The sequence below is a fragment of the Vibrio sp. ABH4_348 genome (genome assembly GCF_056159765.1).
Map to the genome: position 1 here is coordinate 462,587 of NZ_JBSWVW010000002.1, position 16,005 is coordinate 478,591.

Below are 16,005 nucleotides of genomic sequence, written 5' to 3' on the forward strand. Positions count from 1 at the left end.
GCTCACGGTTCCAATTATTTACTCTTCTATTAGTAAAATGTGATATGTGCTGTCTTATTTCTGCAACTACAAAAAAGCCCTGCATATTTGCAGGGCTCACTTCTCACAATTACGGCGCTAAGCGATTATTCAAGCTCTTGTAATTGTTTCTTAAATGTTTCATGTTGTTCAACAACTTGGCTATCAGGCTTACCAGATAACTTGCTTACCACAACAATCGCAATGGTGGAGAAAATAATGCCCGGTACAATTTCGTACACATCGAACCAACCGCCAGTAAGCTGCTTCCACACTACGATGGTGATACCACCAACCAAGATACCTGCCAATGCGCCATTGCGGTTCATGTTAGACCAGTACAGGCTCAAAACAATCGCTGGGCCAAACGCCGCGCCAAAACCAGCCCAAGCGTAAGATACTAAGCCAAGCACAGAGCTATCTGGAGACATCGCCAGGAATAAGGCAACAACTGATAGCGCAACTACCGCCAAACGACCCACTTTCACTACATCTTCAGACGTTGCGTCTTTCTTAATTACTTGCTTGTAAAAGTCTTCGGCCAACGCAGAAGAGGAAACCAGTAACTGAGAATCAGCAGTACTCATGATGGCTGCTAGGATTGCCGCCAACAAGATACCCGCAATCACAGGGTGGAAAACCGCGTTAACCAACACCATGAAAATGGTTTCGCCATCCGCCAAAGATCCGCCAGAGTTAGTCATGTAAACCAAGCCCACTAGGCCGACCAACATCGCGCCACCCATTGATAGCGCACTCCAAACGACTGCAATACGGCGAGCGGTGTGCAGCTCACGGTTAGTACGAGAAGCTTTAAAACGCGCCAGAATATGCGGTTGACCAAAGTAACCTAAGCCCCATGCAGCCAATGATATGATCGCAATTGCAGTTAGCGGTTCACCTTTGGCGTCGTTCCACAAAGTAAGCAACTCAGGATTGATCGCAGTCAGTTGTGTATTGAGGTCACCCTCTTTGGCGATGATAGGCACGATAAGCAGCGCCGCCGCCATTAATAGACCTTGTACAAGGTCAGTCCAAGATACGGCTAGGAAGCCACCAAATAGCGTGTAGGACACAACACAAATGGTGCCGACAATAACCGCCGTGGTGTAATCCAAACCAAATACAGTTTCAAACAGTTTACCGCCAGCTACCAAGCCAGAGCTTGTGTAGAAAAGGAAAAATAGAAGGATAAAGAAGGCAGAAATAATTTGAATCAGTTTCGAATTGTCGTTGAAACGACGAGATAAAAACTCAGGTAAGGTTAGCGCATCTGTAGTGATACTATAGGTGCGCAAGCGTTGTGCACTGATTAGCCAGTTAGCCCAAGTACCGACAAGCAAACCACCTGCCAGCCAAAACGCTTCATAACCCGCCGCGTATGCGTAGCCAGGAAGTCCAAGTAGCAACCAACCACTCATGTCTGAAGCGCCAGCCGATAGTGCTGCAGGCCATGGTCCTAGTGAACGACCACCTAGAAAGTAATCTGTGGAGTTTTTGGTTCGGTTGTAGGCGTAAACACCTATACCGAGCATTAGTGCTAAATACACAATAAATGTGGAAGTAATAGCGAAGCTATTGTCCATCAATCTAGTCCTCTTAATTTTGTTTCACTGTCCCTGTGCCCTTTGACGCCAAATGACATCAAAGGACGACAAAGCCGGCTCTAATGTGGCTCACTTCCCAGTTCCAATAGGGTCGCGTTACCGCCAACAGCCGTTATGTTTATAGTACGAGTACGCTCCGTGATAAAACGAAGCGAAAGATACGGATCATTAGCCACGGGTAACGCAGTTAGATCCGTTTCTGATGTCAAAGCCACAATCGCACCCGGACGTTTTGCCAACTCTCTATTTAGTCGACGTTCAACGTCTTGGCTGCCGATGTAACCTAGACACCGAATATCTGATTCTAATAGTTGTTGATAAGCTTCTAGTGAAGCGCATTGAACCAGATTGGCAGGCACTGCGGATTCTTGAAGTGCATTGTGAATGATGTCAGATAACTCGTTATCATCACTGCACAAAATCACGCTGTTACCTGCCAGCACAGAAGCCGTTAGTTGAGCGATAACGGCATACTGAGATTGCTCTCCGCTGGTATCGTGGACAATCAATGCCACGCCACGCCCGGCGGTGTATAACTCATTGGTTTCGCCCGTTGGACCAACCAAATCGTGTACTTCACTTAATAGATTAGACGCATGTTCAATGTGAAATCCGGCAACATTGGCTAACGTTGCATTACCTTGTTTCAGCGCTGAGTTGAAACTGATTACTGCATCTGAACGTGCGTCAAAATCTGTTAAGTTCCATGTTTCCCATGCCGAGTAAGCATCGGTAAAACGTGTTGCTTGATGAACCATCTTCGATTCTCCTTACTGGCAATTATTGGTATTGGTTTTGCGTAAAACGGTACAGGTAGTGTGGACCACCTGCTTTTGGCCCCGTGCCTGACAATCCTTGGCCACCAAAAGGCTGAACATTTACAACCGCACCCACTTGGTCACGGTTGATGTAACAGTTACCCACACGGACATGCTGTTCAATCCAGCGATAGGTAGTTTCATTGCGGCTGTGAATACCCATGGTGAGGCCGTAGCCCGTGTCGTTAATTTGCTCAACCACTTTCGGTAGGTCTTGAGCTTTAAAGCGAACAATGTGAAGAATTGGGCCAAACTGTTCTTCTTCAAGCACACTGATATCGCTAATTTCAAACGCACTTGGCGCAACAAAATCGCCGTGCTCGCAGACATCTTCTAGGGACAATTGCGCAACGGAGGTCTGTGTCTTAGACATGCGTTCAATATGCGCTAGCAGTTTGTTCTTGGCATTTTCATCAATCACAGGCCCAACATCTGTGCTGTGCAATGAAGGGTTACCCACTTGAAGCTCATTCATTGCGCCTTTGATCAATGTCACGATACGGTCGGCGACATCTTGCTGAACAAATAATACACGCAGTGCTGAACAGCGTTGACCGGCAGAAGCGAAAGCACTGCGAATCACATCTCTCACCACTTGTTCAGGTAACGCGGTACTGTCAACAATCATCGCATTTTGACCACCGGTTTCCGCAATAAACGGCACAGGATCAGCGTCACGCTCGGCTAGGCTTTGATTGATTCGTTGCGCTGTCGCGGTTGAACCCGTAAAGGCTACTCCGGCGATGGCGGTATGCGACGTTAACGCACAACCGATTTCTGCACCACGACCTGGAAGCAGTTGAATCGTGCCAGCTGGGAACCCTGCTTCATTCATGAGCTCAACGGCACGTGCCGCTATCAAACTGGTTTGCTCGGCTGGCTTGGCAACAACGGTATTGCCCGCAACCAATGCCGCAGTGACTTGCCCCAAGAAAATAGCGAGTGGGAAGTTCCACGGGCTGATACAGACAAATACACCGCGACCTTCTCGAGTAACTACTCGTTCTTGGCCGTCAAAACCCTTAATGGTAAAGCCGTTTAGTGACTCCACTTGCTTGGCGTAGTAACGACAGAAATCGACTGCTTCACGGACTTCATCAATCGCATCGTGAATGGTTTTACCAGCTTCTTGGTGACACAAGGCAATGAATTCACCTAAGTGATGTTCAAGAAGATCCGCTAGTTTTTCAAGATACTGCGCACGCTCAGAGATTGGTGTGTTTTGCCACTGGGAAAATGCTTGCTGAGCACCTTCAATGGCTTGATTCACTTGGTCTACGTTGGCAAAGGCCACTTGCCCAACGTGTAATCTTCTATCGTATGGAGAGCTGATGTCTTCGATGTTTTTTCCAGCTTCAATCGAAGCTTGCGCGAGATTTTCTCCATTAATCATCGGGCCCGCAATCCAAGTACGATTCATATGAGCCTGTACTTTCGCTTCAAACGGCTTGGCTTCACTTTCAATATCAATATTCACGCCGTATGAGTTTTTACGGTCACCAAATACGGCAGGAGGAAGAGGAATCTGCGCGTTGTGTAGTGTTTCGAATGACTGAAGCATTTCAACTGGGTGCTGAGTTAGGCTTTCAACCGGGCAACGAGCATCTACCAAGCGATGCACAAACGAGCTGTTGGCACCATTTTCAAGCAAACGTCTTACCAAATACGGAAGCAAATCTTTGTGGCTGCCGACTGGCGCATAGATTCGAACTGTTTGTTTGAAAGCGTCGACCGCATGATCGTAAAGCGCTTCACCCATGCCATGCAGGCGTTGGAATTCAAAGTCTTTGTGTGTTGCCATGACCGCGATTGCCGCCACGGTTTGAGCGTTATGGCTCGCGAACTGCGGGAAAATATTGCCGCGAACTGCGTCACTCAGTAGGAAACGAGCACACGCCAAATAAGCAACGTCAGTGGCTTCTTTACGGGTATAAACCGGATAGTTATCAAAGCCCGCTTTTTGAGAAAGCTTGATTTCGCTATCCCAATAAGCCCCTTTTACTAGGCGCAGTGGAATCAAATCACCTTGTTCCGCTGCCAAGCGGTTTAGCCACAACAAGACTGGTAGTGCGCGTTTTGAGTAAGCCTGTACGACAAGGCCAAACTTACCCCAGCCTTTGACTGTTTCACTACGATAGACTTTTTCAAACAGTTTTAGCGACAGCTCTAAACGGTCTGCTTCTTCCGCATCGATGGTGATTGCAACATCGAGTTCAATGGCACGTTGCAGAAGTTGGATTAGGATGTCATACAATTCTGTTAAGACACGTGACTCGTTCGCTGGCTCATAACGTGGATGTAGAGCTGACAACTTGATTGATACCGACGCCGCTGGGCTGGTCTTATCACCCGACTTGTCGCGACCTACCGCTTCAATTGCCATCAAGTAATCTTTGAAATACTTCTGAGCATCCACTGCCGTCAGCGCCGCTTCACCAAGCATGTCATAAGAATAGGTAAAGCCATTTTCACGGTTTGATTTTCCGTTTTTCTGCGCTTCAGCAATGGTGCGGCCCAATACAAACTGATGGCCCATGATCTTCATCGCTTGATACATGGCTTTGCGCACAACCGGTTCAGAGAGCTTATTGACCAATCGATTTACCGCGCTTGTGGCGCTCGGGTCTTCTTCTCCTAAACCCATGACTTTACCAGTCAACATCAGGCCCCATGTCGAAGCGTTAACAAAGACAGAATCTGAATTTTTTAAGTGAGATTTCCAGTCAGCTACGCTGAGCTTATCTTTGATGAGCGCGTCAGCGGTTTTTGAGTCTGGAATACGCATTAACGCTTCCGCTAAGCACATTAGCAAAATGCCCTCTTGAGTATCCAAACTGTACTCAAGTAACAAGGCATCTATCATTTGCACCGCTTGCTTATCCGCACGGACTGCTTCAATCAAAGCGGCACTTTTTTGCGCCATTTGCTGTTTTTCTTCGTCACTCGGCGTTGCCAAAGGCAACAGTTCGCTCAACCATTTAGACTCATCCACCATATAAAGTGGCGAGATCTGAGACCACAAGTTATCGAGCGGCTGCTCAACAAACTCTTTTTTCAGCACATCAGTGGCAGTAAACATGCGTTTTCCTCAATCTCACACCTATCTCATGACAGGTTAGTTACAATGGCAGGGAGTGTATTGGCGCATTTTATAGATTACTTGCTAAAAACTCCGGTAATTTTGCTGTTTTCTCTGTTTTTTAACAAAGTAAAAACAGTATCACACATAGATTAGCAATATTTTCTGCTGCGCATTTAACACACCTTAACAATATCTACATCTAGTCGTGAGTGAGCTGACTCGCAACTGGCTACAGATGATTTTTTTGTGCTGTGAATTTGTGAAGTGACTTACGTGAGAGTTAATAACTCAATAAAACTGGAATAAGACTGGAATAAAAATGGAATGAGAATTGAGTCTGGTATGTCGAATTACGACTACGAGTGGTTCTTCTTAAACTGAGAAGGAGAGGCACCTTGGATTCGTGTAAAAGCGTGTGTAAATGTGCTTTGACTGGAAAACCCGGTCATTTCTGCGATTTGCGCCAGTGTATACTGACCACTAATCATCAGATCTTTTGCCATGTCGACGCGCTTGTTCAACACATATTGATGTGGCGTTACGCCCATACGCTCTCTAAACAACATGTGAAACTGACTTTCCGCCAAAAACACACTACCTGCAAGTTGAGCCACGGAAATTTTATGACCAAGATGCTCGTCGATATAACGATCGACAGCCTGCAGATCAAAGCGAGAATCTTTTTTGCTTGGCTTAAAATCGCTGATGTGACGTTGCAATAGCGCTACCAAAGTATCGTTACATGCGCGACTCAGCAGTAAATCGTCAGGGCTTGCGGTCATTTCAGCCACCAACAATTGAATAATACGCTGTATTTGGTTATCTAATTGGAAATAGATGTTGGATTGACTGAGTTCATTGAGCCTCGCTAACAGCAGTGGCTCGTCTTCGGTAGGTTTAGGCATGTTCAGCACCAAAATGTCCGATTGCCCAACCACGCCACCAAAAGCATGATCTCGACCTGATGTCACTACACACCCTTGCCAAGGTCCAATAAAATTGCCAGTCCCTTCCACTTCAAATTCAGCCTTACCTTTTAGGCCAATCACGATTTGGGTGTAGCTGTGCTCATGGCAATCCATAAAGCTTGGCAAAGTGATCAACTCCGCCGGTTTAGGTGCCAATACTTTGGCGGGAACAGGCGAGAGCTGAGCAGAGGGTTTGTTAATTTCAGTCATCTTTTTCATCTCATACTCAACAAGCAAAGTGTACCCGATTAACCATTCAGTGACGATAACTGTGCCATGACCAAGAGGAAATTTGATGAGTTTTACATCAATACCTGGCTACAAAGTCTGCAAACATGTCTCTGATCACACTCAGAATAATGATCAAGTGCACAGAAATGATGGCTAATGATTATTCATCAACACTTCCTACATACAGATCAACATTCTCACCTTGCATATTTTCGGATTGCCCTCAAAATGAAACTAGTACTTTCATTTGACTAACAGTGAGTTAGCCAATCAACACACCTGAAAGTACCGAAAAAGCGACACAGTCGGGGGTACTAACTGGCGCTTTTTCTTGATGTCAAAAGATTGTCTTTCGCTCGTTTGCTCGGAATAAGCAACGACAGTTTAAACAACGATTATTGTTGCAGGGATTTATGATTACACGTCGCATACCCGCGCTCGTTCTCGCGCTCTGTCCTCTTTGGGCAATGAACACGTCTTTCGCTGATGACAAAGTAACTACCGACCCAGTTGCTGTCATTGATAATAAGCTAGAAAGCAAGCACGCCGAAATTGAAGCGCTCAATACCGAATACGAAACGGAAGTTTCAAAACTTCAACAGCTGAAAAATGACCTAACCATGCTCAAGCGAGCAGGAACGGAATTGGACGGCAAACGCAATCGCTCCAAAGCAGCTCTGGACAAACAATATAGCCGCCTTTTAGAAGATCCAGATATTGATTTGTTGACGTTCCAAAAAGCGTATCAAGAAGCGTGGGGAGCGGTTAAAGATAACCAAACTCAACAGCTAGGTACTCAACAAGCGATTACCGAAGCAGAAATGCGTTTGTCCCAGGCAAAACAGAAACAAGCTCGTCTCACGTCTGAATTTTCTTACCTAAAAGAGCAAAAAGTGGAAGCGCGAGTCAAGCGTTTAGAAGCTGAACTTCGTGAAAGCTCACTTGTGGAAGCAAGCTTTAAAACCACTTGTGCTACGACTATGACTTTAGGTGAATGTTCAAGCCAAGGTAAACGCCTGACTCAGCAAAAAGCGGTATCAAGCTTCCGCGATGGTTTGCTGGACAAACTGACAGAATCGGCGCTAGTGAAGCAAAACGCAAAAGACGTTGAATTGAACGTATTCATTCAAGAAAGCCAAATCATTCGAGCAGGCTTCGAAGGCAACGCAGATTACTTCACGCAAATGCAAGCTCAGATCTCTACCAAACCTGAACCCGTTGCAGCATGTAAATTGCTAAACGTTGCTACTCGCTACTGTCTAAGTGGGCAGGCGCAAGTTAAGTCTGAAAAACAGAAAGATTGGGCAAACGTCGTAGTGCGTTCTGACCAGTTCAACGACTCAGTGGTTATCAATGGTGTTGACTATGGCTCAACGCCAGTAGAAGTGGTATTGCCTGCAGGTCGTCATCAAGTGACCGTTTCAAAAGATGGTTTCGAGACTTACAACCGTACGATTACGGTTTCTGGGAACGACACAGTTTGGGTTAAACTAAGACGTAGCAAAGATACCTAAACCGCACGTTTTTCAGTCTCAACTCACAAAGATGCTAAAAAACACCGTTTTGCCAAAAAGTTATCACAAGATGACTTCAGACAAAGCGGTGTTTTCGTTTAGAATGAATCAATTAATCCATTTATCATCGAAGTAGAATGACAATGCGACAAGGTTTACCAGCTTTATTGCTCGCCCTAACACCTTGCTTATTCAGTGCTCCCAGCTTTGCTCAGACTCCAGTTGATACCATTGTCCAACTCGACGATGCTTTAGTTACCAAGCAAGCTGAGTTAACCAATGCTCTTCAAGACCAAGAAGAACAAAAGGTTCGCATCAGCAATCAGAAGCAAACGCTGCAACGTTTGACCACTGAAACAGCACAGTTCGAATCTTCGCTTGCTAAAGCGAAACAGAATTTAGACCGTGACTTCAAAAAAATGATCTCTGATCCCAATTTGGATATCACGCCTTCAAAAACGGCCTATCAAGACGCTTGGGCAAAACTCAAAGCAAATAAGCAAGCCCAGCTCGATGCCGAGCAAGAACTCGACTACCTGATAAACAAACGTTCTGAAATTGCGGCGGCCATTAAACTGCTCGAAAACCAAGTGGCTTCTATCCAAGGTAATCAACAGCGTGCTCGGGTTGAACGACTGCGTTCTGAATTAACGGCTCCGCAAAATCTAAAAGTGAGCTTCACCAATCGTTGCCAAAGCAATTTGACCATCGCTCAGTGTCACAATCAAACCCTAGAGTTGGCACTGCAAAAAGCGGTAAAACAGTATCAAGAGCAACTGGTTGACCAAGTAACCGAAAGCAAAGCCGTCAAAAAGAACCTATCTCAAGCATCGTTAAATATCCATGTAATGGAGCACGACGTGAGTGATTCTGGATTCTACGATGGCAAAAGGTACCGCACGATAGTGCAAGCGCAAGTTGAAGCTCGTCCTAAGGCTCATGTCGCTTGTAAGCTTCTTGGAATTGAATCTGAATACTGCATCGTTGACGAAATGGAATTGGAAGAAGAGCAGCAACGAGAAATCGCTTGGGTTAGCTTTTCAATTCGCTCGAACCAATACGATGATAACGTGGTTATTGATGGCGTAAACTATGGCAGTACACCAGTTGAAGTTATGTTGCCCAAAGGCAAACACCAAGTATCAGTAACCAAAGAAGGCTTTTCGTCGTTTAATCAAACTTTGGTCGTCAACTATGACCAATCGCTTCGTGCTGTGTTGACTGAAAAGCGCAACGAAGTAAAACACGGTCAGCGCTTTGCCGATTCAATCAAAGACGGTCAAGTTGGACCAGATTTGGTCACCATCACACCCAATCAATTTTTCGTTTCTGAGCAAGGCGCTCGCCAAGTCAAACTGCGCCATTCATTTGCGATTGCCACTGCGCCGATCACAGTCAAACAGTTCAGTGACTTTGTCGCTGCAACCGGCTATCAGACTGACGCTGAGCTTAACAACACATGTTTAGCGATTGAAAATTCGAATGTGATTCCGGTTGTAGACCGCTACTGGAAAGCGCCTGGCTTCCAACAATCACCTGATTCTCCCGTCGTCTGCGTTAGTAAGAATGATGCCAGCGCCTACTTAAATTGGTTATCTAAGCAAACAGGCTCTTCCTACCGTCTACCGAGTGAAGATGAATGGGAAATTGCCGCACGTGATGGCAGCCTCAAGCAGTACTGGTGGGGCGATGAATTTGAGACAGGCAAAGCAAACACTGGTTGGGGCGGAACACCTTGGTCTAACAAAGGTACATCTCCAGTGAGAGCATTTGAACCAAATGGTCTTGGTCTCTATGACGCGGTTGGTAACGTTTGGCAATGGACTAAAGACAGCCGAGGTATGGCCAAAGGCGGTGCATGGAACTTTGCCCCAGATTTAGCGGCAAGTCACCAACGACTCTACATTTCACCAGAAGAAGCTGCAAACTATGTCGGCTTCCGAGTGGTCAGGGACATTCGTTAGTCCTTGTACGAAATACAAAACGCCGCTCAATAGCGGCGTTTTTTTGTCGTCTACAATAGCAAGCAGCTGGTTATGGAGCCAATCTATCAATTGTCCAATCTTGCCCTTCCTTGGCGTATAAGAAGCGATCATGTAAACGATTCGCGCCACCTTGCCAAAACTCGATGCTCTGTGGCTTTATACGGAAACCACCCCAGAATTTGGGGGTTGGTATTTCGCCTTGGTCAAACTGTTTTTTTAGCTCCAAGAACTTCGCTTCCAACACACCTCTGGCTGAAATTCGGCTGCTTTGCTTTGAAGCTAACGCAGCAATTTGGCTCGCCTTAGGACGTGATGCAAAGTACTTGATATTGTCCGTCACGGACATTTTTTCAGCAACGCCTGTAATATGAACTTGCCTTTCTAATGAGTGCCAAGGGAAGTGCAAGCTCACTTTGCCGTTTTCTTCGATTTGCTGAGCCTTACGGCTACCCAAATTAGTAAAAAACACAAAGCCATCTTGATCGACTTGCTTTAGCAACACAATTCGCTGAAAAGGCATACCTGATTCATCCACAGTCGCAATCGTCATAGCGGTAGGATCTGACAAGCCGGCATCAACCGCTTGTTGTAACCAATGCTCAAACTGCTGTATCGGGTCTTGGTTTAAATCTTTACGGCGAAGTCCGCCCTTGGTGTAGTCGCGACGAATATCTTCAAGTTCCATGCTGTTTCTCTTCGATAATTGCACAGCTTTCAGCAACCTAGCCAAAGCTGTGGCGATTGACGTTCCGTTAGCGCCGATTGTGCGCTTTACCCAGTTCAAACACAAGTCTATCGCTCATATTAAGCTTCAAGTTTGGTCTAATTTTTCTATAGGTATTGCTGAAATCAATCTCTAGTAATTAGGGTCTATACCCGAGTGACTTCAAGATACAGTATTCAGAGCTTCATATTCTGGTTCAGTTCAAGGAAGAGAACGCAGCGGAATGACGAGTCCTTTCCAAGTTCTTTGACGAAGAAATGAGACAGAATATGAGCTCCCAAAGGCGAATTTAACTGACCTTCATACTGCGTTATCGATTCTCGATGTAGAATGACTATAACTTCAAATCGATGCCTTGTCTGAAGGTCAGTTAACTCTCGCTGAAACTAGTATCTTGAGGTTACTCGGGTATATATGTTCTGATAAGTGAGACATACGAATCTTTTCCGGGAACAGTTCACAGTTAATTTTTTAAAACATCTTTTTGGTTGGAGTTATTGAGCGTTGCTCACTATATTGTGAGATATCATTATGTTGCAGGTTTTATTGCGCGCAGACTCGCAACAAATTTGTCAGTTAAACACATCATTTTATGAGGCTATTGTCATCCGCTTTAATCACACAAACTGCCTAAGAGTGAATCTGTGAAACGTTTAGTCACTGTCGCCCTACTGAGCTTACTTTTATCGACTACTTTGAGTGCTTTGAATTCTCAAGAACGGAGGTGGATCGAAAAAGTACGCAGCGTTTATGGTGATCGCGCAGCGACGCGTGTCGAAAAGTGGCGCACCTCGCTAACGCGCTTTGAAAAGCTCCCTGAACAACAAAAGCTCGTTGCGGTAAACCGTTTCTTCAACCAACTCAACTTTGTTAACGACATCGATTTGTGGGGCAAGAAGGATTACTGGGCAACACCTCTTGAATTTTTAGGCAGTAATGCGGGCGACTGCGAAGATTTCACAATTGCAAAGTATTTTTCGCTTCTTGAACTAGGTGTCTCAGATCAGAAGCTTCGTTTAGTGTATGTTAAGGCCATAAATTTGAACCAATTTCACATGGTTTTGGCCTACTATGAAACACCAAGTTCTCAACCAGTGATTTTGGATAACCTGATTCCTGAGATTAAGAAAGCGAACTTGCGAAAAGACTTATTGCCGATTTACTCTTTCAACGGTAAAAATTTGTGGCTTATGAAGTCTGCGAAAGGGCAACTGGCTGGGGAATCGTCGCGCTTGAGTCTATGGAATGACTTACGTGCGCGGGAACAAGCGCTAAAACTACAAAAACCAAAAGTCAATTATGACCGGAAATAATCATGACTTTATATAAACAAATCGTCATCGGTATGATTGGAGTGTTTATGCTGCTACTCACGGCAGTGTTCGCTATTCAATTTAATACCACTAGAGACAATCTTGAGCTGCAACAAAAATCAGAGGTCAGCAACACCATCAATACGGTTGGCTTGGCCCTAGCACCCTATCTTGAAAATAAAGACCAAGTCGCGGCGGAATCCGTTATCAACGCCCTGTTTGATGGCAGTAGCTACTCGGTAGTGCGTCTAATTTTCCTTGAATCAGGCGAAGAAATTGTTCGAACCTACCCAGTTCGCCCAAACAACGTACCGCAATGGTTTACATCATTGGGCCTATTTGAACCCATTCATGACCGCCGTGTCGTGACCAGTGGCTGGTTACAATTGGCAGAGGTAGAAATCGTTTCACACCCTGGTACCGCATACTCGCAACTATGGCAGGCGTGTATCCGCCTAGCGATCGCTTTCAGTATCATTTTTATCGTTGGTATGGTTGCTATTGCCTTCATTCTTGATAGAGCTATGAAACCACTTGGCACCATTGTCAGCAAAATGGAACAAGTCGCGAGGCAACAATTTGGTGAACCTTTGCCAAGACCATCTACCCGAGATTTGATATCGGTTGTGGATGGCATTAATTCAATGTCAGCGCAAGTTGAAAAAGCGTTTAAAGACCAAGTTAGAGAAGCGCAGCAATTACGTCAACGCGCATACATTGATCCCGTTTCTAAGCTGGGTAACCGTGCCTACTATATGAGCCAGATTAAAGCTTGGATGAATGAAGGCGGCATTGGCGGTGTTGCCATCCTAGAAGCGTCTTTCATCAAAGACCTTTATGATGAACAAGGTTATGAGGCCGGTGACAACATGGTGAAAAACCTAGCCGATCACCTTAAAAACTCCATTTCGTCCAACGGCGTTAGCATCGCTAGAATCTCCTCAAATGAGTTCTCGTTCATTCTTCCTAACATGGAAGAGAGCGAGCTAAAACTACTCGCCAATAGCATTATTAGTTACGTATCCGACCTCAATTCAGACCCATCTGGCGCGGCTTCCACCAGTGTGGCACTTGGACTTGTGTGCAACGACAAGAAGAAAAACAGCTCTGATATTTTGTCATTACTGGATAACGCACTGGCTCAGTCTAAGGCCAATCCCGAACAGCCATTTGGCTTTGTGACCAGCCAAAGCTCAGGCAAAGCCATGGGTAAACAACAGTGGAAAGCCTTGGTCGAAGAAGCCATTAAAAACGATTGGATCAGTTTCCGCTTCCAAGCTGCCAACAGCAGTTGGGGGCAAACCTTCCATACGGAAGTCTTCTCGGCAATTGAGAAAGATGGCCAACGTTACAGTGCCAACCAGTACTTGTTTGCTCTTGAACAGCTTCATGCCAGCCATATCTTCGACCAATACGTGATTGAATCTATGATTCGTCAGCTTGAGCAAGGTCAGGTTACTGAGATTGTGGCGATTAACATCTCACAAAGCAGTATTACGGAGCCTAGTTTCATCCGCTGGGTGACGGAAACGCTCAAGAAACATAATGCCGTCGCCAACCGTCTACACTTTGAAATTCCTGAGTCGTGCTTTATTAATGCGCCACACCATACAGCGCTATTCTGTAATGCGGTTCGTGACCAAGGTGCAGACTTTGGTGTCGACAACTACGGTCGTGATTTCCAGTCACTCGATTACATCAACGAATTCAGACCGGCCTACGTTAAAGTGGACTACCTGTATACCCACCACCTAGACGACGAGAAGCAGAAATATACACTCACCTCTATCTCTCGAACCGCTCATAACTTGGGTATTAAGACCATTGCTTCACGAGTTGAAACCCAGACTCAGCTTGATTTCTTGTCTGAGCACTTTATTGAAGCGTTCCAAGGTTTTATCGTCGATAACGGTTAGAGACTGTGCTAAAGAAAACTCCGATATGAATTTATTCATATCGGGGCTTAAGTTTACAGTGGCTTTGTAGGTCTTTAAGCTTGTTTTATTAACAATGTCACTAACCTTTATGTCTTTGATTAGAGGAGAACTATCAATCATTTATCTCAACTGAGCCTGATTACTAATCTTTTCTATTTTTTAGTTTTCGGAAGACGTACTTTATCATCCAAATAAGAGTAAACCACTGGATAATTCCACCGAACATAATTACAGTATATTGCGTAGCAATTGATACTGATTCGTTTGTAAAAATAGTAAAACCTGCATGTTCTGAAACCAAGTAAATAGATAAAAGCAATGCTGTGCCCAATGGGTTTATTACCCCAACAAGTAGGAAAGAACCTTCAGCTATTTCACTATTAGGATTAATCATTCCATATGTAATAAACCCCAGACATATGGTAAACCAAAGCATATAAAAGCACTTTTCCACAATGTTCATAGCGACCTTTGTTCTTTCTAGTATTCGGTGCAATCAGCTGTAAGACTAATAACTCCGGCTTTAAGGTTTTTCCTACTCAAATAATTTGGGTCAATTTTATCTATGGCTTCTAATGCATCACACCTAAAATAGACTTCCTCGCTAGAGTCAAAAACTATAGTTACAAGAGGATCTAGTGACTGTTTTGATTTCAATTCGCCGATTGCACTTATAATGTACCGTCTTTTTACAGACTCCTTATTTTTCGCTTCAGTTATCAAGATAGGTACCATTTCCTCACCTCCATCAACCAGAAATGGTATGAGTGAAGACTCTGGCATGGAGCTTTTTATAAATAGATCCAGCCTCTCTTTAGGTGTAACTTTCAAATCATTTTCTGAGCAACCGATTAGACACACTGTTAGTAGAACGATAACTTGCTTAATCATCCTTTACTCTCAAGTTCATCGCGAATCAGAGCAATAATCTTATCATCTACACTACCAACCAAATGACTATAAAATTTCACGCATTTTTCCAAGTCTTCTAACCGCCAAAAATGGGAATATACACAATTAAAAGGATATATACCTACATCAAATATATCCGTAATGGGGAGAATAACAGCGGGTTTGTTGATGTTATTATCTTCGATAATGTGAATCGAAAAATCAAACATAAAATCGACAACATCCATGTTACGGCGTCTTTCTAACTTCTCCAAGTCAATCCACAAGCAAAAGCTCAGACTCCCTGAAATTTCTTTTTTGTAGATTGCAAATCTTTTTTTTGACATCATCGAATCATATTTATAGTTTAGAGAGCCAAAATATTTATCAAAGATAAAAAACGCATAGTCCTTTCTATTTTTAAATTCAATCTTCTCATCATAATTTAACGCGCTATAATTTTCTTTAATCTTGAGGAAAATTGAATATCTTTGATTGATAAACTCTTTACTTTGTTCATTAATACATTTAGCTAAATAACTTTTTATTCTATCATTCGAATGTTCTACCCCTAATTCCCTACGAAGCTTCCTATAACGTTCAGACTCTAGTTCAATTACTCCCATGCGCCATTTTTGTTCTAAAATCTTGAGTTTTTTCCATAAACTTGTTTCGTTACTTTTCCAAAAGCTCTCAATCCAATTTATTGCTGGTTCATAAGGACTTTCTATCAGAGCTTTTCTCAGGATTTTTTCGTTATCTTCACACATGTCAGCTAATTTAGTAACCAAACTAACCATAACGTTTTTTGTATTCATTTTGAGCGGCACTCGAAAATAGAAGATCTTGTTTTGGGGAATACTGATAAAGGATTTCACCTTGATACACATGAAACTCAACGATTCACCTTAAAAAGC

The 16,005-nt window shown here is 44.2% G+C and carries 11 protein-coding genes; 4 read left to right on the forward strand and 7 right to left on the reverse strand.

Features of this window, described 5'->3' with window-relative positions; genetic code table 11:
* Window positions 1-125: 125 nt before the first annotated feature.
* From putP to ACXAFJ_RS15890, 4 genes are all read right to left on the reverse strand, one after another.
* On the reverse strand, window positions 126-1,604 hold the full coding sequence (putP, locus tag ACXAFJ_RS15875) for a sodium/proline symporter PutP (protein ID WP_475324765.1): 1,479 nt from the start codon (window positions 1,602-1,604) through the stop codon (window positions 126-128).
* Between the two features lie 80 nt (window positions 1,605-1,684).
* Window positions 1,685-2,383 (reverse strand): 1-pyrroline-5-carboxylate dehydrogenase, encoded by a 699-nt coding sequence (locus ACXAFJ_RS15880; RefSeq protein WP_475324766.1) that lies wholly within the window; start codon window positions 2,381-2,383, stop codon window positions 1,685-1,687.
* Between the two features lie 22 nt (window positions 2,384-2,405).
* Entirely contained in the window at window positions 2,406-5,522 is a 3,117-nt protein-coding gene (gene putA, locus ACXAFJ_RS15885; protein ID WP_475324767.1) for a bifunctional proline dehydrogenase/L-glutamate gamma-semialdehyde dehydrogenase PutA, read from the reverse strand.
* Between the two features lie 359 nt (window positions 5,523-5,881).
* Window positions 5,882-6,703 (reverse strand): helix-turn-helix domain-containing protein, encoded by an 822-nt coding sequence (locus tag ACXAFJ_RS15890; protein ID WP_475325768.1) that lies wholly within the window; start codon window positions 6,701-6,703, stop codon window positions 5,882-5,884.
* A 434-nt stretch (window positions 6,704-7,137) separates the two neighbouring features.
* On the opposite strand from ACXAFJ_RS15890, the gene ACXAFJ_RS15895 reads away from it, so the two are divergent.
* Window positions 7,138-8,238, forward strand: a complete 1,101-nt coding sequence (locus tag ACXAFJ_RS15895; RefSeq protein WP_475324769.1) for a PEGA domain-containing protein — start codon at window positions 7,138-7,140, stop codon at window positions 8,236-8,238.
* Between the two features lie 143 nt (window positions 8,239-8,381).
* Window positions 8,382-10,202 carry an SUMF1/EgtB/PvdO family nonheme iron enzyme gene (locus tag ACXAFJ_RS15900; protein WP_475324770.1) on the forward strand — a complete coding sequence of 607 codons (1,821 nt, stop codon included), beginning with the start codon at window positions 8,382-8,384 and terminating at the stop codon, window positions 10,200-10,202.
* Between the two features lie 70 nt (window positions 10,203-10,272).
* Here ACXAFJ_RS15900 and pdxH read toward each other — a convergent pair whose 3' ends face one another.
* Window positions 10,273-10,908 (reverse strand): pyridoxamine 5'-phosphate oxidase, encoded by a 636-nt coding sequence (pdxH, locus tag ACXAFJ_RS15905; RefSeq protein WP_475324771.1) that lies wholly within the window; start codon window positions 10,906-10,908, stop codon window positions 10,273-10,275.
* Between the two features lie 683 nt (window positions 10,909-11,591).
* On the opposite strand from pdxH, the gene ACXAFJ_RS15910 reads away from it, so the two are divergent.
* The gene (locus ACXAFJ_RS15910) at window positions 11,592-12,260 is read left to right on the forward strand and encodes a transglutaminase-like cysteine peptidase (protein WP_475324773.1); all 669 of its coding nucleotides are present in this window, start codon (window positions 11,592-11,594) and stop codon (window positions 12,258-12,260) included.
* 2 nt (window positions 12,261-12,262) lie between these two features.
* A complete protein-coding gene (locus ACXAFJ_RS15915) occupies window positions 12,263-14,176 on the forward strand; it encodes a bifunctional diguanylate cyclase/phosphodiesterase (protein WP_475324774.1) in 1,914 nt (637 codons plus the stop codon).
* A 501-nt stretch (window positions 14,177-14,677) separates the two neighbouring features.
* On the opposite strand, the gene ACXAFJ_RS15920 is transcribed toward ACXAFJ_RS15915, so the two are convergent.
* Both ACXAFJ_RS15920 and ACXAFJ_RS15925 read right to left on the reverse strand, forming a co-directional pair.
* Window positions 14,678-15,088, reverse strand: a complete 411-nt coding sequence (locus ACXAFJ_RS15920) for a HEAT repeat domain-containing protein (RefSeq protein ID WP_475324776.1) — start codon at window positions 15,086-15,088, stop codon at window positions 14,678-14,680.
* Window positions 15,085-15,906, reverse strand: a complete 822-nt coding sequence (locus tag ACXAFJ_RS15925) for a hypothetical protein (protein WP_475324777.1) — start codon at window positions 15,904-15,906, stop codon at window positions 15,085-15,087. Before ACXAFJ_RS15925 ends, ACXAFJ_RS15920 begins: the two co-directional genes overlap by 4 nt.
* Window positions 15,907-16,005: the final 99 nt, after the last annotated feature.

Bases quoted from the DNA above. Each gene is read 5' to 3' on its own strand.
- ACXAFJ_RS15915 (WP_475324774.1), top strand. From the start codon at position 12,263: ATGACTTTATATAAACAAATCGTCATCGGTATGATTGGAGTGTTTATG.
- ACXAFJ_RS15920 (WP_475324776.1), bottom strand. From the start codon at position 15,088: ATGATTAAGCAAGTTATCGTTCTACTAACAGTGTGTCTAATCGGTTGC.
- ACXAFJ_RS15900 (WP_475324770.1), top strand. From the start codon at position 8,382: ATGCGACAAGGTTTACCAGCTTTATTGCTCGCCCTAACACCTTGCTTA.
- putA (WP_475324767.1), bottom strand. From the start codon at position 5,522: ATGTTTACTGCCACTGATGTGCTGAAAAAAGAGTTTGTTGAGCAGCCG.
- ACXAFJ_RS15895 (WP_475324769.1), top strand. From the start codon at position 7,138: ATGATTACACGTCGCATACCCGCGCTCGTTCTCGCGCTCTGTCCTCTT.
- pdxH (WP_475324771.1), bottom strand. From the start codon at position 10,908: ATGGAACTTGAAGATATTCGTCGCGACTACACCAAGGGCGGACTTCGC.
- ACXAFJ_RS15925 (WP_475324777.1), bottom strand. From the start codon at position 15,906: ATGAATACAAAAAACGTTATGGTTAGTTTGGTTACTAAATTAGCTGAC.
- putP (WP_475324765.1), bottom strand. From the start codon at position 1,604: ATGGACAATAGCTTCGCTATTACTTCCACATTTATTGTGTATTTAGCA.
- ACXAFJ_RS15880 (WP_475324766.1), bottom strand. From the start codon at position 2,383: ATGGTTCATCAAGCAACACGTTTTACCGATGCTTACTCGGCATGGGAA.
- ACXAFJ_RS15890 (WP_475325768.1), bottom strand. From the start codon at position 6,703: ATGACTGAAATTAACAAACCCTCTGCTCAGCTCTCGCCTGTTCCCGCC.